Source organism: Paraburkholderia sp. BR13444, from assembly GCF_040948755.1.
GTDB classification, from domain to species: Bacteria; Pseudomonadota; Gammaproteobacteria; order Burkholderiales; family Burkholderiaceae; genus Paraburkholderia; species Paraburkholderia youngii.
Window position 1 is genome coordinate 241,261 of record NZ_JBFPKM010000007.1, and the last position, 25,783, is coordinate 267,043.

The 25,783-nt window shown below is 64.8% G+C and carries 21 protein-coding genes; 6 read left to right on the forward strand and 15 right to left on the reverse strand.

The window, feature by feature from the left end:
- Positions 1 to 81: 81 nt before the first annotated feature.
- From AB3X95_RS21450 to AB3X95_RS21480, 7 genes are all read right to left on the reverse strand, one after another.
- On the reverse strand, positions 82 to 567 hold the full coding sequence (locus AB3X95_RS21450) for a nuclear transport factor 2 family protein (RefSeq protein ID WP_176123760.1): 486 nt from the start codon (positions 565 to 567) through the stop codon (positions 82 to 84).
- Between the two features lie 212 nt (positions 568 to 779).
- Positions 780 to 1,199, reverse strand: coding sequence for a winged helix-turn-helix domain-containing protein (locus AB3X95_RS21455; protein ID WP_254905988.1), 420 nt, complete (start codon positions 1,197 to 1,199; stop codon positions 780 to 782).
- Positions 1,200 to 1,237: 38 nt separating this feature from the next.
- On the reverse strand, positions 1,238 to 1,771 hold the full coding sequence (locus AB3X95_RS21460; RefSeq protein WP_368622569.1) for a nitrogen fixation protein NifQ: 534 nt from the start codon (positions 1,769 to 1,771) through the stop codon (positions 1,238 to 1,240).
- A gap of 37 nt (positions 1,772 to 1,808) precedes the next feature.
- A complete protein-coding gene (locus AB3X95_RS21465) occupies positions 1,809 to 3,248 on the reverse strand; it encodes a nicotinate phosphoribosyltransferase (protein ID WP_368622476.1) in 1,440 nt (479 codons plus the stop codon).
- A 136-nt stretch (positions 3,249 to 3,384) separates the two neighbouring features.
- Positions 3,385 to 4,587, reverse strand: coding sequence for a CpaE family protein (locus AB3X95_RS21470; RefSeq protein WP_368622477.1), 1,203 nt, complete (start codon positions 4,585 to 4,587; stop codon positions 3,385 to 3,387).
- A 184-nt stretch (positions 4,588 to 4,771) separates the two neighbouring features.
- On the reverse strand, positions 4,772 to 5,041 hold the full coding sequence (locus AB3X95_RS21475) for a hypothetical protein (RefSeq protein WP_176123834.1): 270 nt from the start codon (positions 5,039 to 5,041) through the stop codon (positions 4,772 to 4,774).
- Between the two features lie 163 nt (positions 5,042 to 5,204).
- On the reverse strand, positions 5,205 to 5,387 hold the full coding sequence (locus AB3X95_RS21480; protein ID WP_176367106.1) for a hypothetical protein: 183 nt from the start codon (positions 5,385 to 5,387) through the stop codon (positions 5,205 to 5,207).
- Positions 5,388 to 6,367: 980 nt separating this feature from the next.
- Between AB3X95_RS21480 and AB3X95_RS21485 the strand changes: the two genes are divergently transcribed.
- Both AB3X95_RS21485 and AB3X95_RS21490 read left to right on the forward strand, forming a co-directional pair.
- Positions 6,368 to 7,795 (forward strand): sigma-54 dependent transcriptional regulator, encoded by a 1,428-nt coding sequence (locus AB3X95_RS21485; RefSeq protein ID WP_176123755.1) that lies wholly within the window; start codon positions 6,368 to 6,370, stop codon positions 7,793 to 7,795.
- A gap of 418 nt (positions 7,796 to 8,213) precedes the next feature.
- Complete coding sequence (locus tag AB3X95_RS21490; RefSeq protein ID WP_368622478.1) at positions 8,214 to 10,745, forward strand: mechanosensitive ion channel domain-containing protein; 2,532 nt, start codon at positions 8,214 to 8,216, stop codon at positions 10,743 to 10,745.
- A gap of 51 nt (positions 10,746 to 10,796) precedes the next feature.
- Here AB3X95_RS21490 and AB3X95_RS21495 read toward each other — a convergent pair whose 3' ends face one another.
- The 6 genes from AB3X95_RS21495 to AB3X95_RS21520 form a co-directional block, all read right to left on the reverse strand.
- Entirely contained in the window at positions 10,797 to 13,058 is a 2,262-nt protein-coding gene (locus tag AB3X95_RS21495) for an ATP-dependent DNA helicase (protein ID WP_368622479.1), read from the reverse strand.
- On the reverse strand, positions 13,055 to 14,824 hold the full coding sequence (locus AB3X95_RS21500) for a VRR-NUC domain-containing protein (RefSeq protein WP_368622480.1): 1,770 nt from the start codon (positions 14,822 to 14,824) through the stop codon (positions 13,055 to 13,057). Before AB3X95_RS21500 ends, AB3X95_RS21495 begins: the two co-directional genes overlap by 4 nt.
- Before the next feature lie 69 nt (positions 14,825 to 14,893).
- Positions 14,894 to 15,478: a lactate utilization protein C gene (locus AB3X95_RS21505; protein ID WP_368622481.1), complete on the reverse strand. Its 585-nt coding sequence runs from the start codon at positions 15,476 to 15,478 to the stop codon at positions 14,894 to 14,896.
- Positions 15,465 to 16,868 carry a lactate utilization protein B gene (locus AB3X95_RS21510; protein ID WP_368622482.1) on the reverse strand — a complete coding sequence of 468 codons (1,404 nt, stop codon included), beginning with the start codon at positions 16,866 to 16,868 and terminating at the stop codon, positions 15,465 to 15,467. The genes AB3X95_RS21505 and AB3X95_RS21510 overlap by 14 nt, the downstream gene beginning before the upstream one ends.
- A complete protein-coding gene (locus tag AB3X95_RS21515) occupies positions 16,865 to 17,608 on the reverse strand; it encodes a (Fe-S)-binding protein (RefSeq protein ID WP_368622483.1) in 744 nt (247 codons plus the stop codon). Before AB3X95_RS21515 ends, AB3X95_RS21510 begins: the two co-directional genes overlap by 4 nt.
- Before the next feature lie 216 nt (positions 17,609 to 17,824).
- The gene (locus tag AB3X95_RS21520; protein ID WP_368589989.1) at positions 17,825 to 18,817 is read right to left on the reverse strand and encodes a LacI family DNA-binding transcriptional regulator; all 993 of its coding nucleotides are present in this window, start codon (positions 18,815 to 18,817) and stop codon (positions 17,825 to 17,827) included.
- A gap of 227 nt (positions 18,818 to 19,044) precedes the next feature.
- Between AB3X95_RS21520 and AB3X95_RS21525 the strand changes: the two genes are divergently transcribed.
- Both AB3X95_RS21525 and AB3X95_RS21530 read left to right on the forward strand, forming a co-directional pair.
- The gene (locus AB3X95_RS21525; RefSeq protein ID WP_368622484.1) at positions 19,045 to 19,812 is read left to right on the forward strand and encodes a sugar phosphate isomerase/epimerase family protein; all 768 of its coding nucleotides are present in this window, start codon (positions 19,045 to 19,047) and stop codon (positions 19,810 to 19,812) included.
- A 3-nt stretch (positions 19,813 to 19,815) separates the two neighbouring features.
- Positions 19,816 to 20,955, forward strand: coding sequence for a Gfo/Idh/MocA family protein (locus tag AB3X95_RS21530; protein WP_368622485.1), 1,140 nt, complete (start codon positions 19,816 to 19,818; stop codon positions 20,953 to 20,955).
- Between the two features lie 47 nt (positions 20,956 to 21,002).
- Here AB3X95_RS21530 and AB3X95_RS21535 read toward each other — a convergent pair whose 3' ends face one another.
- Both AB3X95_RS21535 and AB3X95_RS21540 read right to left on the reverse strand, forming a co-directional pair.
- Entirely contained in the window at positions 21,003 to 21,749 is a 747-nt protein-coding gene (locus AB3X95_RS21535; protein WP_176106054.1) for a FadR/GntR family transcriptional regulator, read from the reverse strand.
- A gap of 95 nt (positions 21,750 to 21,844) precedes the next feature.
- Complete coding sequence (locus AB3X95_RS21540; protein ID WP_368622486.1) at positions 21,845 to 23,584, reverse strand: S10 family peptidase; 1,740 nt, start codon at positions 23,582 to 23,584, stop codon at positions 21,845 to 21,847.
- Between the two features lie 217 nt (positions 23,585 to 23,801).
- Between AB3X95_RS21540 and AB3X95_RS21545 the strand changes: the two genes are divergently transcribed.
- Together AB3X95_RS21545 and AB3X95_RS21550 are read left to right on the forward strand one after the other, a co-directional pair.
- Entirely contained in the window at positions 23,802 to 24,791 is a 990-nt protein-coding gene (locus tag AB3X95_RS21545; RefSeq protein WP_176123744.1) for a ferritin-like domain-containing protein, read from the forward strand.
- 193 nt (positions 24,792 to 24,984) lie between these two features.
- Positions 24,985 to 25,782: a sulfotransferase gene (locus tag AB3X95_RS21550; RefSeq protein ID WP_368622488.1), complete on the forward strand. Its 798-nt coding sequence runs from the start codon at positions 24,985 to 24,987 to the stop codon at positions 25,780 to 25,782.
- Position 25,783: the final 1 nt, after the last annotated feature.

Below are 25,783 nucleotides of genomic sequence, written 5' to 3' on the forward strand. Positions count from 1 at the left end.
GCGGCGGCCCGGCAAGGCGTGCGGGCACGCGCGTGCTTCGATGATAGCAAGCGCGATGCGCGCGCCGCCGCCCGCACGCGCCTAGCCGCGCTCGCGATTCAACTGCCCGCGATAGTGCAGCAGCCCCCGGCGCGCCTGCTGCCTGAGCATCCGCTGCACGAACGGCGACCAGCCGAACAGCGTGCCGCGCACGCCCATCGCCTGGCGCATCCACAGCCACAGATCGAAGCGGTCGCGATGCTCGACGATGAGCCCGTCGCGGAACACGAAACGCGCTTCGACCCGGTTCACGACGTCGCGCCCGGTCTGGACGAAACGGTAGCGCGCCACCCACTGTGCGCGGCCGCTACGGTCGTCCGCCTCGATGTCGCTGAAGCTTAGCGTGAAGTCCTGCGCATGCTTGACGAGCATGCGCCACATATCGCGCACTTCGTCGCCGACCAGCTCGCCGAAGGCGGGGTCGCTGAAGACGGCGTCGTCGGCATAACAGGCGACCATGGTCTCGGCGTCGCGATGCTGGAAGGCGGTGTAGAAGCGTTCGATCAGCTCGGTGTTGGGATGGCTCATTGATGTCGTGTGGTGTATTGCGGGAGCGCATCACGTGTCATGCACGCGCAGAGTCGCGCCGCGCTCCGGAAAAACAGCCCGCGCGCGGCAGGCGGCGGGCATGGCGCACACGATATAGGAAAACGGAGTCAATGGGGGGCCGGCGCGAGCCGACGACGGCTTTACCCTTCCGATACCGCCACACCGATAGCGCCGACGCCATCGTGGGCCCATCACGAGCGGATCAGTTTCACCAGTTCGGCGATCTGCTTCGCGCAGCTTCGCCGCGCCTCTTCCTCGACGTCCCGATACAGCCGGATGATGGTTTCGCCGACCGGCGTCAGCGTGCAGCCGCCGCCGCTCTGACCGCCCTGCTCCGATTGCGTGGCCGGCGACTTCAGCGAGCGATTCAGCTCGTCGATCAACAGCCACGCGCGCCGGTATGACATGTCGAGACTCCGCGCCGCCGCCGAGATCGATCCATATTCGCGCACCGCTTCGAGCAGATCGACCTTGCCTGGCCCGAGTGCAACCGCATCGCCGTTGCGGATGCGCATTCTGAAGCGCACCTCGGGACGCGCCCTGGTGGACTTCGTCGCCGGAGCGGCTCTGCTTTTAGCGGGTTTTGCGGTGTCGGCCATGCGCGCAAGCATACACGAACGGTTTCGCGCCGACCCCTCAGTGGCGCGCTTCAAGGCTGCCGTGCAAAGCAGTACCCGTAGTCTTCGCAGCCCGGGCAACCCGGCGCGGGTCCCGGTTGCAGACCCAACGAGATCGCGCATTGCGCGGCGAGGAATTTTTTCCAGCGCAGGTTATCGACGTTGCGCTCGACCAGCGTCGGGAAGTAGCGCGTGAGCATCCACGTCACTTCATCGCGGCCCGCGAGGCCAAGGTCGCGCCATAGATGATCCGGACGCAAACACGCATGGGCGATGATCGTCGCGAGACAGTGCGCGTCGTCGGGATGGACCGTGCTGCTCGCGCTCGCGACGAGCAGCGCGTGCAGTGCATGGACGAAGCTCGCGTGTTCGCTGGGGACCACCGGAAGCGGCAATGCCGGAATGCGCGCACGGACGAAGTGCCTCGCTAGCAGCGCGCGCCATGCATGCGCTTGCAGGCCGAGCAACGCGAGTTCGTTGCGAGCGTCGCGTGCGGCGATCAGTTTGGCGAACAGACGCGTATCGGCGTCCTCGGGTTCGCTGGCCTCGCGTAGCCACCCACGCATGCAGTCGGCCGTCAACGGATCGTCAGGCATGGCTGGATCAAACTTCCTCCGCATAGGCGCGGCCTCGAATCTCGGCCAGCGACGTATCGACCAGCAAGCGGCCCGTATCGAACACCGTCTCGAGCACTTCGTCCCACTCGCCCGCCACCGTGCGCTCGTCCCACACGATCGGCAACGTGACCGTCCGGTACTCGCCGCTGCTGCGATGGCGCAGCAACGTGAGCCGGCCTTTCTTCGAGCGCTTGCCGTGATCCGTGACCGGGTCCTTCGACACATCGTGCCACGTGTCGCCGAGCCGGATCGCGGAGCACTTCATCGCGAAGCGCTGCGTATCGCGGTTGATCTTCTGCAACAGCGCGCCGCCCATGCCGAACACGATGTTGTCGGCGGCGAAGCCGGCCTCGTCCATCGCGGCAAGAATCGCGGGAATCGAATCCGGATTCACCTCGTCACCCTGGATCACACGTACGTGGTCGAGCACGCGCCGCCCCTTGCTGTTCGTCTGCGAGCCGAACGACGCCTCCAGCGAGCGCAGCGTGTACAGCACGATCGTGCAAGGATCGCCGGAATCCGGGCGAATCACCAGCGTGCCGCCGGAATCGAGCACGGCCTGCTTCAACTCGCCGCCCCATGCGTTCAGCGCGGCGAACAGGTCGTAAGAGTCGGACACCACAGAAACGATCGCGCCCGGCTTGCCGAAGCGGGCGATCATGTTGCGATACGCGTCGACTTCGCGCTCGCGGCCCCACGCCGTGATCGTGCTGTGCTCGGCCGCCGGCACCGAGAACGCGGCCATGCTGTCGTGGTAGTAGTGATTCGCCGCAACCACGCCGAGCACCGTATCCGAGCCCATGAAGCTGACGAGGTGCGCCGCGCCGCCGATCGCGGCCGACTCCGCGCTCGACACGCCGCGCGCACCGAAATCGTGCAGTTTGAACGACAACTGCGAGAGATCGTCGCTGCTTTTCAGCAGAGCTGCGCGGATCGTCTGACGCAGATGCCAGCTTTGTGTCGCGACCGTGATCGGATACCACACGCGCATCAGCATCGTCTCCAGATACGACGTGAGCCAGAACACGTGGGGATCGTCGCATTCGACAGTGACGAGCACGTTGTGCGTCGGCACGACCGAGCCTTCGGGCACCGCGCGAATCCGCACCGGCAGATGGCCGCCATATTGCTGCACGACGTAGCGCCAGCCCGCTTCGTTGAACGGCTCGCCGTGCGCGCTGAAGAACGCGCGCGCCTGGTCGATCATCGCGCCGGTGACCGGCCGGCATAGGTATTCCTTCAGCAGCATTTGCAAGCCGAAAAACAGCGTGCGCTCGTAACGTCCGCCGCGCGATTCGATATACGAGAACATTGCCGTCGCGTCGGGCGGATATTGTAGAAAGTGCGATGCCTTGTACGAATCCGTATTCAGAATCGGATTGGACAGGATCGACGCGAGGTCGCTGAAACCCTGCGCGTTTTGCATGGACGGTGCTGCGCTCACGTGATTTTCTCGCTCGAGTGACCGGACGGCGCGAGCCGCTCTACCTCTTCAGAATAGGCCGGGGGATGACCCCGTATCTCACCTTACTACGGTATGCGCGATAGCGCTCGTCGTCGGCCTAGACCCCTGGCTTCAATTGCGGCGGCAGATTCGGCCACGTCGCGAACAGCCGGCCGAGCATGCTTCTGCGGCGCTCCGCACCCGCCGGCCACAGCATGTTCGCGAGCAGGACGATGCCTTGCGCGAGCCCGCTGTCGCGTGCGCACGCGACCAGCGGCACGCCGAGGCTCAGCGCCTCGTCCACGTGCCGATCGTCGCGCGGCAGTTGATGCGCGACCCTTGCGCCGAACGTGCGTTCGAGCATCGGCAGATTGATCTGCGCGTCCTTGTCGTACTGATTGACGACAACCCGCACCTTGCTGGCCGGATGCCCCAGCTCGCGAAAGATATCGAGCATGCGGCGCGCGCCATGCAGGTACAGCGGATTCTGCCGCACCACCATGCAGATCGCGTCGCTATGCGCGAGCGCGCGGATCGTCAACGGATTCAAGCTCGGGCCGACGTCGATCAGCACCGCGTCGTAGCGCTCGCGCACCAGCGTCAGAATCCGCTCGAGTTGGCCGGGCAGCAGTTCGGCGGCCTTCAGCGGATCGCCGGCCCCGGCGAGCAGATCGAGGTTCGGGCGCACGTGCATCGCGCATGCGTCGAACAGCGCCGCGTCGAGTTGCTCATTGCGCGTGCACAGATCGGCGAGCGTCATCGGCGGCGGGCGATTCGCCATCAGCAGGCTCGCGTCGGCGAATTGCTGGCTCAGGTCGATCAGCAGCACGCGCCGCTCACGCCGCGCGGCGAGCGCGCACGCGAGGTTGACCGCGATCAGCGTGGTGCCGCTGCCGCCCTTGCTCGACGCGAGGGTAACCACGCGCGCGCGGCGCCGCTGGGGCGCGCGACGCCGCGCTTCGATCTGCGCGAGCGCATCGGCGACGGCGTGAGCGTCGAGCGGCCACGACAGCACCTGCCGCACGCCGACGCGCAGCGCCGCGCCGATCAGCGCGCTGGACGGCGCCGGCGTCACCAGCATGCAATGGAGCGTCGGCGCGCAGGCGAGCGCTTCCTCGACGCCGTCCAGTCCGCGGACGTTCAGACGGGCGTCGTCGACGATCAGCAGGTCGGCCGTGCGGAGCATGCGCGCGTGGATCGGCAGTTGCCGGGCCGAACCATACGCGGTGTGCAGCCGATAACGCACGCCGCTCTGTTCGAGCCGCACGACGATGCGCTGTGCGTTTTCAATGCTCGCGGCAATCAGGAAGATGTCGATCATGGCAGCTCTGCGGCGCGTGGCGCGTCATGCGCGGGTTTTTATTCAAGTCGTCTGTTCACGATTGACGACGCAGGCTGCGGCGCGAACTCCTTACCGCGGCGCTCCTCCGTGAAAACCATGAGCCGGCAAACGGTGCTATCGAATTCCTGTACGGCCGTCGCGAGCCGGTATCGAGCGGCAAGCGTCAAACCTCGTTTTCATCTTCGTCGTGCCGATGCGCCGCGTTGCGATCAGCGCGCACCGGCATCTCGTACAGCGCGTCGCGCAGCACGGCGCGGCGGAGCTCGGCCTGGGCGCGGCGCTCGAGCGTCTCGGCGACGACGAGCGCCAGCAGATCGACCGAGGACCCCGCCGTCTGCGCGAAAAAGCGCGCGCGCGACGCCGCGACATACCGCCGGTAACTGCGCCCCGTTCCGTCCGAAGCGGCCAGCCTGCGAATCAGTTGTGGTTTCATGACAGCCCCCGATGTCGATCGGATTTGCGCGAGGTCACGCCGCTTCGTCGCAGCGCCCCGGCCGTCGGGCCAGGTTGCCGTGCCCGTGCCAACCCACGGACACGGCCCCTGGTTCACTTCGTACATTCGTCTCTCTGTGGAGACGATGGCCTCTCTCCCCGCTTCATCGCGCCGGCCGGTCCTGATCCGGCGCTGCCCCTTCCCTTTGCGGCGCGTCGCTCGCGAAAGTCGCCAGCGCGTTGCCTGTCGTTATCGCCATCCTTTTCGCGTCGTCAGGACAAAAAAGTCGAAAAGGAAAAACGGCGAAGTCGATGCCTTTTTTCGTCCGGTTTTGAATGGCCGTCATACCGGTCCGCCACTCAACCGTTTTTCTCACGTATTTAATAAGGCCCCGCCGCGCTCCCGCAGACGCTTGATGGCTTCCCCGACCATGCCTACGAGTGAGCTTTTTACCGCCAGTCTTTTTTAATCCGGTTTTCCCCGTACCGTCGACCTGGCTGCAAAACATTTTTCTGTGCAGACCTTATTGCAACGCTTATGCCAACCCGCTTAACAAGCGGTAAGGCGCCCGTCAAAGCTTCACCCTGCCGTGAAATCGGTTTACTTTCGACGCGGCACGAGCCTGCCCGATTTTTGGCGCAGCGCGCATTGATTCGTTTCTGACACGCCAATTCGCCGCGCGCTGGCGGCAAAGCGCGCTCCTCGCTGCCTCCCGCCAGCCTCCAGGCTGGCCGCAAGGCCGGCTACACGCGGCTTCGCCGTTCCTCAAGGTTGCAAAAGCGTCCCGCCCGGCACGGCAAAGCGCAGTCGACTCGTGCTGTCCAATCTGTCGCAACTGTGAAACACGACTGCTTACGCTTCGTCAGTTTTAGTCACGCCTTAATACCAGGGCAATTGCTACGCAATGTGCGATTCCTCGCATAACCGACCTTGACCGTTTATTCATTAGTGATCCGTGTTAATCCGAAAGCCAACACGCATTCCTGATCCATGATTCTTTTGTCTGGCGCTTTCAAGCGCTTTCGCTTATCGTTAGGCCGTGCGCCAATCAGAGCGCTTGTATCAGGTCAACGAGGTAAGCCACGGTTCAAGTGGTTTTCACGATTCGGGGATAAAGTCGCCGGGCAGTTTCAGCAATGAACGACAAGGTCGCCGCCATTGCATGAATCGGTCCGCCATGCAGCGCGTTCCGGTTCGCGCCGCGCTTGTAGTGTCCCTTGTTCGTGTTCGCTGCTGCCGTGAATGCGTCGCAGCCGGAGTGCAGTAACTGGCCGCCTGAATCTCACAACGCCGCACAGCAGTCCTGAGGGTCGAACGGGGGGAATCATGACTACGACTTGCACGCCGGCCGACACGGAACGCACCGTTCTGTACGTGGCGAACGCGCCCGACCAGAAACTCGCCGAGTTTCTGGCCGCGTCGGGATGGCAAGCCGTGCACGCAAAAAGCACGGCCGTGGCCGAACGCATGATCGAACGCGGCAACATCAAGGTTGGTCTCGTTCAGTTGCCCGAAGATTGCACGTCTCAGCAGCTATCCGCGTTCGCGCTGTGCATGCGCCGCGTCGAGACCAACTGGGTCGCGCAGATCGTGCCGGGCCAGGCCGACAACGAACTGGTCAGCCGTTTCATCCTCGATTACTGCTTCGACTTCGTCACGCAGCCGTGGCTCAACGAGCGGCTCGTGTTCGCGCTCGGCCACGCTCATGGGCTGTCGAACCTGCGTCAGCCGCGCGTCGCGCCGGAGCCGTCGGTCGGCCGTCACGGCATGGTCGGTCAATGCGAGCCGATGCAGCAGCTCTACCGGCGCATCGACAAATGCGGCGTGACCGACGCACCCGTGTTCATTGCAGGCGAATCGGGCACCGGCAAGGAGCTGACCGCTCGTGCTATTCATGATCGCTCGCCGCGCGCGGGCCGCACGTTCGTCGCGATCAATTGCGCGGCGATTCCGCCGAGCCTGTTGCAGGCCGAACTGTTCGGCCACGAGCGCGGCGCATTTACCGGCGCGCTGCAACGCAAGATCGGCCGCATCGAGAGTGCGCATGAAGGCACGCTGTTTCTCGACGAAATCGGCGACATGCCGCACGAATGTCAGGCGGTGCTGCTGCGCTTCCTGCAGGAAGGCACGATCGAGCGGCTTGGCGGCAACGGTCCGATCAGCGTCGACGTGCGGGTGATCTCGGCCACCCACGTCGACCTGGAGCGCGCCGTCGAGGACGGCCGTTTCCGCTCAGACCTCTATCACCGGCTCTGCGTGCTGCGACTCGTCGAGCCGCCGCTGCGCGAGCGCGGCGGCGACATCAAGCTGCTCGCCAATTACGCGCTCAGCATGTACAAGCAGGACGGCGCGCGCAAGCTGCGCGGGCTGTCGAGCGACGCGATCGTCGCCATGTCGAACTACCCGTGGCCCGGCAACGTGCGCGAGCTGATCAACTGCGTGCGCCGCGCGGTCGTGATGAGCGAGGGCCGCTTCATCACGGCGAGCGACCTGGGCCTGCCCGAGGCCGACAATGGCCCGGCGGTCACGCTCGCGGAAATCCGCAGCAAGGCCGAAAAGGATGCGATCGAGAACGCGCTGCTGCGACACGGCTACAAGCTGTCCGATGCGGCCGCCGAACTCGGCATTTCGCGCGCGACGCTGTACCGGCTGATGCACGCGAACCGGCTGCATCAGGAGCCACCCGGACGCGGCGCGAGCAGCGGTCCCGATGCCGACGACGAAGCCGAGCGCCAGACCTCGTCGTTGGCATGAGCGCGGATGTAAGCGTTTTTTGCAGTGAACGCTTAGCAGCGCATGGTGACAGCAATTGATCGATGAAGACTCACAAGCGCTCTGCTTGCAGCTAGCGTAGTCATGCGGCGCGTCCCCGCGTCACCGCAATCATTGCCACCCGGCAGGCGGCCTCCTACCCCTTGCGCCGCCTCGCCCACGGGGCCTTCCGGGCAGGCTTTCTGCCCACTTCGCCAGGCCTGCCGGCCATCATCGGCTATGCTATCGGCTCAACGCCCCAACCGGCGAGCGCCGCCCTCGCGGCCCTTTCGCCCGTCCGGCGGGCCTCCGCCGCAGGAACTTCAGCGCCCGAACCCGTGTCCGTCCGGGGTCGCCCCGCTGAAACAGCCCTGCGTTCCGGCACAATCGTCCGCCCTGGCTTCGTCCCGCTCTACACCCCATGCAAAAATTTCTCCGTATCTGTTTTTTCATTTTTCTGGTCGCCGGCGCGGCGCCCGTGTTCGCCGCCGCGCCTGAGCCCGCCCATTCCACGCCCGCTTCCGCCGCCGTCACGCTGACACCTCAGCAGGCTCGCGACGCGCTCTCCGTCCTGAACGACCCCAAACGCCGCGCGCAGGTCGCGGATACGCTGCAGGCGATCGCCGCGGCCGGCGCGTTGAGCGCGCCGCCCGCTTCCGCGCCGGCAGCGGCGTCGGCACCGGCCGCCGCCAGCGGCGCAGCCTCGCTCGTGCCGGCCGCGTTCAAAAGCAATGGCCTCGCGTCGCAGATCGCGCGTCAGGGCGCGCATTACGCCGGCTATCTCGCGACCTCGCTGCGCGGCTCGGTCGCCGCGCTGCTCGATGTCGCTTCGGTGCGCGCATGGTGGAACTGGCAGTTCGCCAACCCGCACGCGCGCGTGGTGCTGCTCAAGGTGCTGTCGTCGCTGCTCGCCGCGCTGATTCCCGCGCTGTTGCTCGAATGGCTGACGCGCCGGCTGCTGCGTCGCATCTACCGGGCGATCGCTGCGCGCCGCGAAGCCGCGCAGCAGGATGACAACGGCGCCGCGCCGCCTTCCACGCGTGCCGCAGGCGCCGCGCCGTACCCGACGCCATCCGAGAAAGGCCGCGCGATCGAAGCCGAAGGCAAGCGCAACGCGACGCACCACTGGACGCTGCTGCAACGCCTGCCGCGCGCGTTGCTTATCACGCTGGTCAGGCTGATTCCGCTTGCCGTGTTCGTCGCCGCGGCAAGCGCGGTGATTTCGATCATCGCCGACAACGGCACGCCGCAGGACCGCGCGCTCGATTCGCTGATCGACGTCTACGTGGTGTGCCGCTGCGTCGTGATCGTCGGCGCGTTCTTCCTGCAGCCGAGCGCGCCGCGTCTGCGGCTGCTGCGCATGGGCGATGCGTGGGCCGCGTTCATCCTCGGCTGGATCGTGCGAATCGTCGGCGTGGTCGGCGCCGGCGTCGCGCTAGCCGAAGTCGCGCAGGCGCTCGGCATGAACGACGCCGCGCATCTCGCGCTGCTGAAAGTGGTCGCGCTGGTCGGTCACGTGATGATCTCGATCCTCGTGCTGCGCTGTGCGAAGCCGGTTGCCAACCGGATTCGCATTCGCTTTTCCGCGCACGAGTCGTTGCAGATGTTCGGCAACGCGCTCGCGGACGCGTGGGCCTGGGTTGCCGTGGTCATCGTGATGGGCCTGTGGTTCGTGTGGGCCTTCGACGTACAGAACGGCTATCACGCGCTCGTGAATATCGGCGGCATGACGCTCGCGATACTGATCGGCGCGCGGCTCGTGTCGATCGTGATCTTCGGTGCGCTCGCGCGCATCTTCCACGTGCAGGACGAAGCGTCGCGCTCGCTCGTGCATCAGCACGCGTACCGATACTATCCGGCGCTGCGGCGCGTGATCGGCTGGGTCATCGGCATTGTCACCGCGTTCGTGCTGTTGCAGGCGTGGGGCGTCGATGTCGTCGATCTGTTCCGCAGCGGCACGATCGGCCATCGCCTCGCCTCGGCGCTCGCGACGATCGCGGTCGCAGCGATCATCGCGCTGGTGGTGTGGGAGGTAGTCAACGTCTCGGCCGAACGCCGCCTCGACGACTGGACGAGCAGCGGCGATCTGGTGCGCGCCGCGCGCCTGCGCACGCTGATGCCGATGCTGCGCAGCGCGCTGTTCTGCGTAATCGCGCTCGTCGTCGTGCTGACGGGACTGAGCGAACTCGGCGTGAACATCGGGCCGCTGCTCGCGGGCGCGAGCATCTTCGGCGTCGCGCTCGGCTTCGGCTCACAGAAGCTGGTGCAGGATTTCATCACCGGCATCTTCCTGCTGATGGAAAACGCGATGCAGGTCGGCGACTGGGTCACGCTCGCGGGCGTGTCGGGCACCGTCGAATATCTGTCGATTCGCACCGTGCGCCTGCGCGGCAGCGACGGCTCGCTGTTTACGGTGCCGTTCAGTTCGGTGTCGACCGTGAACAACACGAATCGCGGCATCGGCAACGCGGCGGTGCGCGTGAATATCGTGTTCGGCCAGGACGTCGAGCGCGCGATCGACACGCTGAAGGAAATCGGCGCATCGCTGCGCGCGGATGACAAGTTCAAGGACGGCATCCTCGCGGACTTCTCGTTCTGGGGCGTCGATGCGGTCGACGGTTCCGCGATCACGCTGGCCGGCCAGATGCAATGCCGCGATACGTCGCGCTGGGGCGTGCAGCGCGAGTTCAACCGGCGCATCCTCGAGCGCTTCAGCGAGCTCGGCATCGAGATCGCGAATCCGCAGCGCCATCTGCTCACGTGGGACCCGGCCAGCAAGGCCAAGGTCGATGCGGGCGTGCCGCGCATCCACCAGATTGGACAGTCTGATGGCGGCGAGCACACTCCGCACAAGGGCGACGCGCCGCTCGACGATCAGATCCCCGTCGATCCGAGCCCGGCCGGTGGCCCCGGTACGCCCGCCAATCCGGGCTCGACCTCGCCGCACGCGTGACGTGACACGCCGCACGTCGCACGCGTAACGGTTCGCTAGCGCCGCGCAGCGCTAGCGAACCTGCCACCAGCGCGGCAGCAGGCGCCGCACTTCCGGCCTGCGGAAGCGGTCGTCGATCAGATGCACGACGCCGCGATCCTGTTCGGTGCGGATCACGCGCCCCGCCGCCTGCACGACTTTCTGCAATCCCGGGTACAGGTACATATAGTCGTAGCCATTGCCGAAGCGCGCATCGAGCGCACGGCGCATCTGCTCGTTGACGTCGTTGACCTGCGGCAGACCGAGCGTCGCAACGAACGCGCCGACCAGTTGCTGTCCGGTCAGATCCACTCCCTCCGAAAACGCGCCGCCGAGCACCGCGAAGCCGATCCCCTGATTCATCGTTTTGAAGCGCGCGAGAAACGCATCACGCGCGGCTTCGTCCATGCCGGGCTCCTGGGTCCACACCGGCAAGCCGGGATGCCGCTCGCGCAGCAGCGCGACCACGCGTTGCAGATAATCGAAACTGCTCAGGAACCCGAGATAATTGCCGGGCTGCGTGCCGTACTGCTTCGCAATCAGTTCGACGATCGGCGCGAGCGAGCGCTCGCGATCGCGCCAGCGCGTCGATACATGAGCCGCTACGTGCACCTGCAACTGCTCCGCGCGAAACGGTCCTTCGACATCGAGCCATTGCGTATCGTCGGCGAGCCCAAGCGTGTCGCGATAGAAATGCTGCGGATTCAGCGTGCCGGAGAACAGCACCGTGGTACGCGCGACCGCATAGCGTGGCGCGAGAAACGGCGCGGGGATCACGTTGCGCACGCATAGCGTCGCACTGGTCTTGTCGCGCGGCGCGTAACGATCGGCGCTCAATGTCACGTCGAACATCGAGTGCTCGCCGAACTGCTCGGCGAGCGCGACGAAGTGCATCGCATCGAAGAAAAAGCGCAGCGCGTGTTCGTCGATCGACAACGGCGCGTCGGCGAGCTGATCGGTCACTGCGCCAATCAGATTCTGCGCGGCGGATAGCAACTTTCCGGGGATCTCCGCGTACACGTGGTAGCTGGCCGTCTGCGCGCGCTTCAGCGCATTCCATTCGCGCTGCAAGCGTTCGAGCGGTTTCTTCAGCGCCGCCGGCGCGCTGTTGCGCGCGAGCCGGAACGCGCTTTGATCGAGCGACGCGGTATACATGCGCCGCGCGCGTTCCAGCAGGTTGTGCGCTTCGTCCACCAGCACGCCCACGCGCCACTGATTGATCTGCGCGAGCGCATGCAGCATCGCGCTCGCGTCGTAGTAGTAGTTGTAATCGCCGACGATCACGTCGGCCCAGCGCGCGAGCTCCTGCGCCAGATAGTACGGACACACGTCGTGCGCGAGCGCGGCCTCGCGCACCGCCGCGCGATCGAGCCGCGGCGTCGCGAGCGCCGCGGCTCGCGCCGCATCGAGACGATCGTAAAAGCCGCGCGCGAGCGGACATGACTCGCCGTTGCAGGCTTTATCCGGATGCTCGCAGGCCTTGTCGCGCGCGACGAGTTCGAGCGTTCTGAGCGGCAACGGCGCGCTCCGATGCAGCGAGTCGATCGCATCGAGCGCAAGCGCGCGGCCCGGCGTCTTCGCGGTCAGAAAGAACACGCGATCGAGCCGGTCTTCGCCGCAGGCTTTGAGCAACGGAAAAATCGTCGCCAGCGTTTTGCCGATGCCGGTCGGCGCCTGCGCCATCAACGGCTTGCCGTCGCGCGCCGCACGATACACGGCTACCGCGAGCTCGCGCTGCCCACGGCGAAACTGCCCATACGGAAACTGCAACTCGACGAGCGCCGCATTGCGCGCAGCGCGATGCGCGTCTTCCTGCACGGCCCAATCGAGAAATCGTTCGCACTGGTCGACGAAAAAGATTTCGAGTTCGCGCGCGCTGTGCTGCTGTGTCAGCACGGTTTCCTTCTGACTGCCGATATCGAAGTACACCAGCGCGACCGTCAGCTCGCCGAGCCCGCGCGCCCGGCACAGCAGATGCCCATAGACGAGCGCCTGTGCCCAGTGCAGCACGCGATGATTGGCGGGCATGCGCGCGAGATCGCCGCGATAGGTCTTCACTTCTTCGAGCCGGTTCGCGATTGGATCGTAGCCGTCCGCGCGGCCACGCACGGTCAGACTGCGATGCGTGCCCGTCAGCGTGAGTTCGGTTTCGTAGCCGCCCGCGCGACGGCCGGCGACCATCTGATGACCGGCAATGCCTTCGAGCGAAGTCGGCGCGGGCGTGAAGCGCAGATCGAGATCGCCGCGCCGCGCGGTGAATTCGCACATCGCGCGGACAGCTACCACGTAGCTCATACGACGCGCTCCGCTTCGGCTCGCGTCGCGACGTCCGCTTCGCCCTGCGCCTCTTGCCCGGCCCAGCGCACATCGACGACGCGCACCGGCATGCCGTGCTGCGCGCAGTACGCGAGCCAGCGGATCTGGTTGTCCTGCAGACGATCGCCGGGGCCTTTTACCTCGATCAATTCATAGCGACGCTCGGCCGGCCAGAACCGGATCAGGTCGGGCAAGCCGGAACGATTGCCGCGAATGTCGCGCAGCAAGCGCTCGAACCACAGCTTCAGATGTGCGGCGGGCAGACAGTCGAGCGCAAGCGCGACGAGTTCGGGCGTCAACAGTCCCCAGAATACGAAGGGCGACTGCATACCGGTCTTCTGATGCAGATGCCGCAGAATCGTGTCGCGATACACACCGCTATCGAGTTGCGCGAAGCACGCCGCGAACTGCGTGGCGCGACGCGCGTGAAAATCCGGCGCGTGCAGATCGGCCGGTTCGCGCTGGAACGGATGAAAAAAAGCGCCGGGCAGCGCCGCGAACACCGCCTCCCAGCACAGCAGGCCGAACAGCGAATTGATCAGCGCGTTCTCGACGTAGTGCACCGGCGCGGCGTCGCTGCTCAGATGATCGCGCACCACGTATTCGACGGGCACCGGCGTGTCAGGCTTCGGCAGCACCAGCGTGCCGCGCTCCACCCGTCGCGCCGCCACGGCGCACGGCACGGGCACGCCGCATTTGCGCCGCAAGCGCGGCAACATCCGGGCGACACGCTGCGCCTCTTCTTCGCTCTCGGGCGCTGCATCGGCCTGCAAAGCCAGCGCGAGCGCTTCGCCGTCACGCTCGCTGCGCTCGAGCACGCGCATGCGTCGATGACGCGCACCCGGCCACGCGCATGCGTCGTACACCTCGAGTGCGGTGCTCCACTGTTCGCGCCGCTCGCACTCCTGGCCGATCCGGAACAGCAGTTTCGCGCGACGCGTTTCCAGCCACGGATTCGCAGTATCGATCGAGCGGACGGTCGCGATCAGTTCTTCAAGCGTGGCGGCGCCGGTGTCGGCCGGTAGCCATTCGAGCGCTTCGCGGCACGCGTGCAGCGCGAGATAAGCGTCGATATCCGCGCGTTTCTGGAACGCGCGCGACGACGGTCCGAACGCGACCTTCTCGTACTGGAACACGCCAAGATCGGCGAGTACGAACTCCGACCAGTCCTGATATAGATTGCCGAAGAACATCAGCCGCAAGCGATCGCACAACGGCGCGATCGCAACGTGCAGCACGCGGTCCGTAGTAGCGTCGTGCCACGCGGCGAGCGGACGTGATGGGCATGCTTGCGCTTCGCCGCTTTCAGTTTCGTAAAACGCACGCAGCGTTTCGAGCAGATCCGGTTTGCGCAATGCCTTTGCGCCGGGAATTCGCGCGATCGCGTCCGCGAACATCTCCAGCAATTGCGCACGTGTGCTGAGGGCAAACAGATCGTCGAGCGACAGAGCCGGCTCGGTGTCGATCCAGCGATGCACCGTCATCGGCATCGCCGCCTGCAACGGACAGCCGATTTCCTCATAAACGAGGCGGCTCGCGCGAAACAGCATGCCCTTGCGCATCAGCATGCGCACCAGCAACGCACGCGAAGCCTGCGGCAATGTCGCGAAAGTGCGCAGAAAAGCGTGCTCTTCGTCGTCGAGCAGGTCGTCGTAACGCGCGGCGAGCCACGCCAGCGCGCGCTCGAAATTCAGCAGGTAGTAAAGGGCCTCAGAGCGGATCTCTGAGCGAGCATCGGTTGCCACGGACTTTGTGCAGGACCTGTATGTTTATACAGTGATGATAGCAAAGTCCGGCGCGGTAACTGCCGCGCGTTAGGCTGCGAGCCACACCACCGTCAACGAGCGCACGCCCTGCGCGCCGCGAATCAGTACGCCCTCGATATCGGCGGTGGCTGAAGGGCCGGTAACCAGCGCCGCGTAGCGCGCGCTGCGGAAATCGTCGCGACGATAGACGTCTTGCAGTCCATCGAGCAATTGCGCCGGATCGAGCAACACGACCAGATGCTGGACGATGTAGCCCAAGGCATTGACCACATATTCGCGCTCGCTGAACCACACCGAGCCGGTTTCGGCAACGCCAAAACGCGCCCGCACCACACCGACGTCGACGTCCTGCAGCGACGCGGGGTCCGTATCGGCGCCGATCACGCGCGTGCCCGGCACTTGCGCGCTCGCCGATGCAATCGATACCGCCGCGCCAAAACGCTCGCGAATCAGTTCGCTAACGTCGCTCGCGCTTGCTGCCTCGACGCAAGTGCCGCCCATCGTTTGCAGCGCCGCTGTGAAACGCGCTCGCGGATCGCCGCCAACCGCATCGAACAGCGGCACGTCGGGACGCGGCCGCGCGGCCGGTTGCGCGGCGCGTACTTTGGCAAGAAAAGCCTCACGCGTTGTCATTGCCGCCTCCGCGATTCTTTTTGTACCAGGCATGGAAAGTCATCTTCGGCGCTTCCGGCAATTCGCGCTGCCGGCCCCAGATATTCAGCGGGTTGTACAGCACGAAATTCGGCAGCCGCCGTAACGCGCTGCCCATCGACGCCACCGTCGCGCGATACAAGGTCGGACTCGATAGCAGACGCCCCGCCATCTTCAGCACTTCCTGCTTCACGAACGGCACTTCGTGCTGCTCGGCGATCACCGCGCGCCATTTATAGATCTGCTCGTGAATGTTGATCTTCACCGGACACACGTTCGTGCAACTGCCGTTGAGTGTCGATGCGAACGGCAACGCGCTATAGCGCTTCAGATCGAAAGTCGGATTGATGATCGCGCCGATCGGCCCCGAATAGGTGCCGCCATACGAGAGGCCGCCGCTGCGTCGATACACCGGACACGTATTCATGCACGCGCCGCAGCGGATGCATTTGAGCGAGTACCAGAAGTCCTCCATCGCGAGCCGTTCCGAGCGGCCATGATCGACGAGAATGAAATGCATCTCGGTGCCCGGCCGCGGCGCACGAAAATGCGATGTGTACTGCGTGATCGGCGAACCCAACGCACTGCGCGACAGCATGCGCACGAACACGCCGAGATCCGACACCTTCGGTATCAGCTTCTCGATCCCGATCGATGCGATATGCAACGGCGGAACGTTCGCTGAAAGATCGGCATTGCCTTCGTTCGTGCAGACAACTACCGTGCCCGTTTCCGCCACCGCGAAATTGCAGCCGGTCATGCCAGCCGTTTTCTCGCGCACGAAATACGGCCGGGTATTCATGCGCTGGCTTTCGGCCAGATAATGGATGTCGCTATTCTTCGGATCGGTGCCGATGGTGCGGCCGAACAGTTCGGCCACGTCCGCGCGCAGCTTGTGCACGGCCGGCACGACCATATGACTCGGGTCCTGATGATCGAGCTGCTGGATGCGCTCGCCGAGGTCCGTCTCCATCACGGTAATGCCGCGCGGTTCGAGGTACTCGCGCATCCGGCATTCGTCGGTCAGCATCGACTTGCTTTTCACGAGCGTCGTCATGCCGCGCTCGGACATCAGCTGGTGGACGATCGCGTTGTGCTCTTCCGCGTTCGCCGCCCAATGCACGACCACGCCATTGGCCGCGGCGGCCGCCGCGAACTGCTCCAGATAGTCGGCCAGATGCGACAGCGTGTGTTCCTTGATGCCCGACGCCAGCGAGCGCAACGTTTCCCATTCCGCAATGCCGTGCGCCTGCGCGTCGCGCTTCTCGCGCAGGTCCCACAGACGCTTGTCGTGAAACGCGACATGCTCGGTTTTGCCGATAAAAGAACCCGCGGCTTTGGCGTGATCGATGCGTTGATGGTCGCCGCTCATGCGCGTGCTCCATTGAGAACCTGCGCGATATGAATGAAGCGCGCGTCGGCCTTCATGCGTTCGGCGCAACCCTGTTGGTGCATCAGGCAGGACATATCACCCGAAACGATGTACTCGGCACCCGCATTCAGATGGTCGCGAACCTTGTCCTGCCCCATGCGCACCGACACCGCCTCTTCGGTGACCGAGAACGTGCCGCCAAAACCGCAGCATTCGTCGGGCCTCGCCGGCTTAACGAACTCGATGCCTCTCACGCCTTCGAGCAATGCGCGGGGCTTTGAAAACGGCGTGCCGGCAATTTCCGACGCCGACGCCTGCCTCAGATGACGCAGCGCGCTGCAACTGGTGTGCAGACCGACGCGATGCCGAAACTCGGCCCACGGAAATTCGCGCGCGCCGATCACGTCGTGCAGAAACTCGACCAACTCATAAGCGCTTGCGCGCACTTTCTTCACTTCATCGGTCTGCTCGAGCGCGGTCAAATGCTCTCGCACGTGATGAATGCAACTCGCGGACGGCCCGACGATGTAGTCGTAGCCGGCGAAGTTGCGCGCGAATAGTCGCTCGGTGGCGGCGGCGTCCGCATGCGCGCCGCTATTGGCCATCGGCTGGCCGCAGCAGGTCTGCTGTTGCGGATAGTCGACCTCGATGCCGAAACGTTCGAGCAGTTCGAGCGTCGCGATGCCGACCTCGGGATAGAACGCGTCGATAAAGCACGGGATGAACAGCGCGACTTTCATAGGGCCTTCAGGAAATGCGGCGGGGATGATGCCGGTTGACCGGTGCGGCCCGTTCTGCCGGTTTGGTCATGTTGGTCTGACCAAGACTATAAGAAAGTCGGTTGGCGGTGTCAATTCGAGCGGCCCGATCACCACGGCAGAGTAAGTGCGACCTTCGGCAGCGGGAGCTTGTTCGTCGGCCATCGAGCCGCCGCGTTCGTTCTCCAACACGACCGCTCAAACCGACTCCCGCAGCACCAGCCGATGCTGCAAGATGCGCGGCGCGGGGCGTCGGCCGTCCAGCAGCGCCAGCAGCATTTCGGCGGCCGCGGCGCCCAGTTCGACCATCGGCTGGGCCACGGTCGTCAGCCCCGGCTCGAAGATGTCGGCGATGGGCACATCGTCGAAGCCCATTACCGCCACGTCGTGCGGCACCCGCCGGCCGGCCTTGCTAAAGCACTTGATCGCGCCGATCGCCAACGTGTCCGACACGGCGAACACCGCGCTCGGCGGGTCCACCACCGCCAGCAGACTTGCCGCCGCCTGGCTTCCGGCGGCGTAGCTGTTGTCGCCAGTCACACAGACAAGCTCGGGCGCAGGCGCGAGGCCGGCGCGCAACAGTGCCGCGTCATAGCCCTCGCGGCGCTGACGCGCATACAGGAAGCGCTCATCGCTGGTGATGAAGCCGATGCGCCGGTGGCCCTTGTTGATCAGGTACTGCACTGCGTCCGTCGCGGCCTGGCGGTGATCGATGCTGACATAAGGCACATCACTACCGGGCATGAACTCCGAGCAATTGACCCACGGCTTGCCATTCGCCGCTTCGCGCCGGGCTGCCTGGTCGGACATCGGCACGAGATTGATGACGCCGTCGCTCAGACTGCCGAGCAGCGTCGGCAGCGACGCGTCCGCTGTGCCCGCCCAGGCTTCCAGGTCCGCCGGAAGCAGCGTGTAACCGGCCTGGCGACTGACCGCGGCGGCCCCGCGCACGATCTCGGCGTAATAGGGGTTCGCGAAGTCCGGCATCAGCATCAGCAGAATGCGGCTCTGCCCGGTACTCAGGCTGCGGCCGAACGGATTGACGCGGTAATCCAGTGCGCTCACAGCCGCCTCGACCCGCTCGCGCGTGGCCGCCGACACGGGCTTCGTCCCGTTGAGCACACGCGACACCGTGGCAATCGATACGCCAGCTTCGCGGGCTACGGCTTCGATAGAGGGTTTGCTTCGCATAGGTAACAATTGTAGCACCGCTGGGAAAATTTTTTCCCGATATGCGTTACCCATAAGCAGTGGAGATGCAGACGTAGATTGCCGGTGCCGTGGCTATACCTGCCTGCATAGGGGTAAAGCCCATGTTCCGGAGAAGCAGGAAAGCGCTTACCCTCTGACCTGCACTGCTTCACTGCAATCGCTGCTCCAATCCGTGCCGCATCCCTTGACTCCTTGGACTGACGACCATGAATCAAGCCTTGCCCATTTCCATCCAGATTTACAGCCTGCGTAATGCGGGCGACTTCGACCGGCAGTTCGACATTGCAGCCCAAGCCGGATTTCGCCAGGTCGAGCTGATCGGGTCCTTGCTGGAAGATGCGGCCGACACCCGGAACAAGCTTCGGGCCCGCGGCCTGAGCGCCTCGTCCAGCCATCTCAGCATGGCCATGCTGCGTGAGCGTTTGCAAGAAGTGATCGCGGCGTGCGAGACGATCGGTTTCACCCAGCTGGTCATGCCCGCCGTGCCGCCGGCCGAGCGCGACAGTGATGCCGCATATTGGCGGGCGCTCGGCAGCGAGCTGGGCGAACTCGCTCATCGGCTGGCCGATCAGGGCATCGGTCTCGCTTACCACAACCATGATTGGGAACTGAGAGCGAAAAAGAACGGCGCCACGGCGCTGGAACTGCTGTTCGAGTCCGCCGGGGCAAGCCCGCTCGGCTGGCAGGTGGATGTAGCCTGGCTCGTTCGCGGCGGCGCCGATCCGCTGCCGTGGCTGCGTCGTTATACGGGCCGTGTGGTCTCGGCCCATGCGAAAGACCTCGCGCCCGCGGGTGAAAAACTGGACGAAGACGGCTGGGCCGACGTGGGTCACGGCGTCATGGATTGGCCCACGCTCTCCGCTGCCTGCCGCGAAGCCGGTGCGCGTTTCCTCGCCGCCGAGCACGACAATCCCAGCGACGGCGAACGCTTCGCCCGCAATGCCTTTGCCTATCTGCACCAGCTCGGAGCCTGATCCATGAAACCTGTCCTCATCGGCATCATCGGTTGCGGCAACATCAGCGATGCGTATTTCACCGGCGCGGCGAATTCGGAGTTCGCGCGCGTCAAGGCTTGCGCGGACTTGCGTCCGGAAGCCGCCCGGGCCAAGGCCGCGCAGCACGGCGTTGCCGCGATGACGGTGGACGCGCTGCTGGCCGACCCCGACATCGAAATCGTCATCAACCTGACGGTGCCGCACGCGCATGTGCCGGTAAGCCTGCAGATTCTCGAGGCGGGCAAGCACGTCTACCTCGAAAAGCCTTTGGCTACCGACTTTGCGTCCGCACGCGCGATGCTGGCGCGAGCCGAGGCGTCGGGATTACGCGTGGGCTGCGCACCTGACACTTTCTTCGGCGCTGCCCATCAGGCCTGCCGCGCGGCGCTGGATGCCGGCCGCATCGGGCGCGCCATTGGCGGGGCCGTGGCCGTGTTGTCCCGCGGCATGGAATCCTGGCACCCCAATCCAGAGTTTTTTTTCAAGCCGGGCGGCGGTCCCATTCACGACATGGGCCCGTATTACGTGACTCAGCTGGTCAACCTGCTGGGACCGGTAGCACGCGTGACCGCGTGCGCGAGCATCGGTTTTCCACAGCGCATCATCTCCAGTGAGCCGCTCCGCGGCCAGATCATCGATGTCGAGGTGCCCACGACGGTCAACGGCATCCTGCATTTTGCGAGCGGAGCCAACGTGTCGATGAGTGCCTCGTGGGACGTGTGGGCCCATCAGCGTGCGCCCATCGAGATCTATGGCACCGAAGGCACGCTGTTGGGCGTCGACCCGAATTTCTTTGGCGGAAGTCCGCGCGTGGCCGAACGTGATAGCGGCTTCAAGCCGCTCGACACACAGCATCATCCCTTTGGTGTCGACAACTTCACGTTGAGGAGCGGCGCGCACGTGGCCAACTACCGCGCTGTGGGCGTACTGGACATGGCGGTGGCGTTGCGTCGGGATCGGCCGCATCGCGCAAGCGGCGAACTGGCGTTGCATGTGCTCGAGGTATTGGATGCCTTCGAACGCTCTTCGCGCGAGGGGCGGCACATCGATATCGACACCGCCGTGCAGCGACCCGTGGTCGTGCCGTTGGGACGAGGCGAAGAGGTATTTCTCGCCGACTGACCCGCCGCCTCGCCTCCGTCGCCAGAGGTTTCGCGTGGCCGGGCAACTCAGGAAATCACGGCAGCCGACGGCTTCGTCGCATCGTCCTTGTAGATCTCGCGCACGAAGGCCAGATGCCGCTCGGCGGCCTTGCGTGCTTTGGGCGCATCGCGTGCGACGACCGCGTCGTAAATCGCCTGGTGCTGGCTCATCAACTGCTTTTCCATCGCATCGTCGTAATCGATCAAGCGATGATACTGGCGCATGCCCTCGCGAATCAGCGTGTGAATGCCGTGCATCACGTGCGCCAGCGCGACGTTGTGCGTGGAGTCGGCGATCGCGAGATGAAACGCGGCATCGAGTTCGGCGAGATTCGCGCGATCGCGCGACAAGGACGCAGCCTTCAAGGCCTCGAACGCCGCGCGGATTTTCTTCAGGTCGGTGGCGGTTGCGCGCTGCGCGGCATAGACCGTCGAAATCGCTTCGAGCCCTTGGCGCAATTCCAGAATGTCGGCGCTGGTACGCGGATTCTGCAGCAGCAGTTCGGCAAGCGGCTTCGAGATGATCGGCGCGGTCACGTCTACCACCGTGAAACCGCCGCGCCCCGACGTTTCGATGTAACCGTCCGCTTCCAGCCTGATCAGAGCCTCGCGCAGCGACGGCCGCGACACGCCGAGCTGCGCCGCGAGATCGCGCTCGGCCGGCAGCCGGTCACCGGGCATCAGCGAGCCCTCGGAGATCAGTTGCTTGATCTGGTCGGAAACCACGTCGGAAATGCGCTTGCGCGCGAAGGACGGAATCGGGGTGAATGGCATAAGCGGCAAACGATGAAGCGCAGTTGACGAAGCGCGCGGCTACTGCACGGTGCGTGGAATTATACCGTTCGACATCGTGCGCCGATTCGCCGATCTCAACGCGGCTGAGCCGTATAAAAGCTCACGAGATCACGCTTCATCGCGTGCATCGCGGCATCGTCGAGGTACACCATGTGGCCGGTCGGATAGTAGGCAATCCGCACGTTCTCGCGCAGCGACCGGTCGAGGCCGAGATGCGCGAGCGCATATTCGGTCGCGTAGAACGGCGTGGCGAGATCGAAGTAGCCGTTCAGCGACAGCACCCGCAACTGCGGATTCTGCCGCATCGCTTCGGCCAGATCGCCGCCCGCGTACGGCAGCTCCAGCCGTTCGCCCCACCATTCACGGTGTTTCCAGTCCCACTGCTTCAACGCGTCGTCGCTGAACACCAGATAACGGTCGGTCGGCGTGTAATGCAGGTCTTCCGACAGATGCTGATGAAGCGCCGCATTGAACGCATTCGACACGCTGTTCACCGACGCATCGAAATCGGGATCTTCCGCTGCATCGTCGTAATTCCGGCCTTCGACTCGCGCATCGTAGCGCCCTACGCTGCGCGACTCGTTGCGCAGCAACTCGTTTCGAAAGCGCGACGGATAAAGACGCAGACGGTTGCGCTTCACGAAGCCCACGTCGAGACCGGTGAAGTACGCGACGCGCGCGGCGATCGCGTCGCGCTGATCGTCGGGCAGCGCATCGCCCTGATCGAGCGCCTGCGCATACGGTCCGCGTGCGAACGCGCGCGCTTCGTCGAGAAACGCCGTCAAGTTCGCGGGCTTCGGCGCGACCTTGTCGTGATACCACGCGATCGCCGCGAAACTCGGCAGATAACTCACGCTCTTGAAATCGGTGCCGGGCGTGAACGCCGCGGAATTGAGCACCGACGACAGCAGGATCACGCCGTTCAGCGCGATATTGTTCTGCCCCAGCCGATAAGCGAGCATCGCGGCGCGCGCGGTGCCATACGATTCGCCGAACAGGTACTTCGGCGAATTCCAGCGCTGATTCACCGTCAGATAACGGTCGATGAATTGCGCAAAAGCACTGACGTCCTGATCGACGCCCCAGAAGTCCTTGCCCGTGCCATGCCCGACCGGTCTCGACAGGCCCGCGCCGACCGCGTCGACGAACACGAGGTCCGAGACCTCGAGCAGGCTGTCGGGGTTGTCTTCGAGCGTGTACGGCGCGGGCGGCGTGCTCGCGGGGCTCGCGGTGCGCACCCGCTTCGGGCCGACCGAGCCCATCATCAGGAATACGCTGCCAGCGCCTGGGCCGCCGTTGAACAGAAAGGTGATCGGACGCGTCGCCGGCGTTTTGGTCGGCACCGTGTACGCGACATAGAACACGCTCGCGGTGGGCGCGCCGGACTTATCGTGCAGCAACAAATTGCCGGCGCTCGCCGTGTAGTCGAGCTTGCGACCGTTCATGCGAAGCGAATGCGTAGTCACGCTGGTGGTTTCGGGCGGCACCGGAATCGCCGGCGCCGACGCCCGGTCGTTGTGAGGCCTCGCCGTCGCGTCGGCCGAGTCCGGTGCATTCGATGCAGCCGTCCGCTTGCGCGGCTCGTCGTTCGGGCGCGCTGTCATCGGGTGCGACTCGCCCGATTCGCCGACCTGCGGCGCGGTCGGCGCGGATGCGGCGGCGTCCGTGCCTCCCCTCGCATCGGCCGGTCCGGCTGCCATGCACCGTTCGCCGAACGACACCACAGCGGCGACGCAAAGCGTCACCGTCAGCGCGGCGGCCGGCAATGCCACCGTCAGCAAGCGGCGCAATGAGGAAGAGAAGCGAAGAATCATGAAGTGGTCCGCGACGAGTCGAAATGCGCTGGAATTCCGTCTAGCCGGATTCCGGGGCAAACCCGGCGTTCGATTCTTGACGCAAGTTTGCGCGGCGTCAACCGTCGGTGTCACGGCACGCGCCAACATTACATTGCGCTTTTTCCTCCACGTGGCGCACACCTGCGCAGTCATGGCAGAATCGACAGCGCCTTCGTCGCCTTGCCGAGAATACCCAATGGACCAACTGGTACTGGATGCATTCGACGCCGCCGCGCTGATCCCCGGCTTTCGCGCGCCGCACCTGCCGCAGGAACAGCCGGACGCCTCGACCCTCGACGCCGCCGAGCACGCGATGCGGCACTGGACGAGCGCCGTCAGCGGCCCGCTGACGCCCGGCTCGGACGTGCACCGGCGCGAAATGTGCCGCATGTTTCGCGAAACCTTCAATCCGTATCGCCCGTCCGTGCTCGCATGGCCGCCGCTCGAAGCCGCGACGCTCAAGCGCATCGTCGATCTGCCGATCTGGGACATCGCCGTGCAAACCGAAGGCAGAGCGCGCCTGCGCATGGCCGCCTACGCGGCGACGCTCGACACCCCGGACCTGCGCGACGCGCTCGCTCTTAACGCGTGGGAAGAAAACCGCCATAAAGAAGTGTTGTCGCGCATGGTGCATGCGTATGGCATCGAGCTCGCGAGCGAGCCGCCGTACGTCTATCCGAAAGACACGGAACGGGCTTACCTCGTGACCGGCTATAGCGAATGTATCGACAGCTTCTTCGCGTTCGGCCTGTTCGAGGTGGCGCGGCGCTCGGGCCTGTTTCCGCCGGAACTGACCGAGACGTTCGAGCCGGTGATGCAGGAAGAGTGCCGCCACATTCTGCTGTTCGCGAACTGGGTCGCCTGGCATCGCGCGCAGCTTTCGTGGTGGCAGCGCATCCGCTTCGAGCTCAAGGTGGCGGGCGTGTGGGCGTTTCTGATTTGGGAGCGTATCGGGCTCGCGCGTGCGATGGATGCCGATGGCAACGTCCACGAGCACGATAACAACTTCACGGTCAACGGCGCGCAGTCAGTGACGGATGTCGATATCAGCGTGCCCGAATTGATGCAACTGTGTCTTCAGGAAAACGAACGTCGCTTCGCGGGGTATGACCCACGGCTGTTGCGGCCCGAAACGATGCCGCGGCTGGTGCGCTTCGGCTTGAAGTTCGTGCGCAAGAAAAGGTAAACCGCGAGTAAGCCACGCCGAACGCATACGCGTTCTGCCGGCGTGCGCCCCACATTCGAGAATTGCGAATCGCTGCTTGAGGGTCGAAGTCACTCGCCATCGAAGCGAATGGCGCGGCAGTCATGCCCGCGTCAGGCTGACGCCATGCGGCGTGCGTAAGCTAGGAACCCGGACGAACGACAAGGAGCGCGCAATGGAGTCTTTCCCGCTTTTCATCGTCGGCTCGCCCAGGTCCGGAACGACCTTTCTTTGTTCCGTGTTGAACGCGCATCCTCTGATCCAGCTGACCAACGAATGCCGCGTCTTTGCATTGCTGAAGGACTTCCTCGAAGTCGGCTGCCATCGCGCCGATCTGCTCGGCGAGACTTCACGCGACCGCCTGCTCGCATTCGGCCATCGTACGTTTGGCGGATGGGTCGAGCGCTTCTATCGCGAAGAACTGAAGTTCGGCGCGCCGATCTGGGGCGACAAGCATCCGTCGTACGCCGACCCTACGGTACTGTCGGGCCGAACGGGTTCGATCGAACGCCTGCCGCGCTCCGGTTCCTGCTTGCGTCTGATACGCGAACTGCTGCCGCAGGCGCGCTTCATTCATATCCACCGCGATCCTCGCCACGTGGCCAATTCGCTCTTGCACAAGCATTGGACCGGATCGATCGAAGACGGCATCCGCGTGTGGGGGCAATACGTCGGCGAGATCAACGCATTCTTCGAAGAGATCCCGGCGCCTCACGCGCTGACCGTGCCGTACCGGAAGGTCGTCGAAGAACCGTGTGAGACGGCGGCCCGCATCGGGCAGTTTCTCGGCCTCGCGGATGCATCGCCGATCAGCGACTTCCTGATCTCGCAACGCCACTCGCCGACGCCGTTCAGCGATCCGGTGACCGATATCGGCGATCTATATCTGATTCCCGATACGGCCGCGAGCGACGACACCCTGCTCGCTCTCGCCGGAATCCAGGCGCGCCGGCTGGGTTATGCGGCGGCCTGAG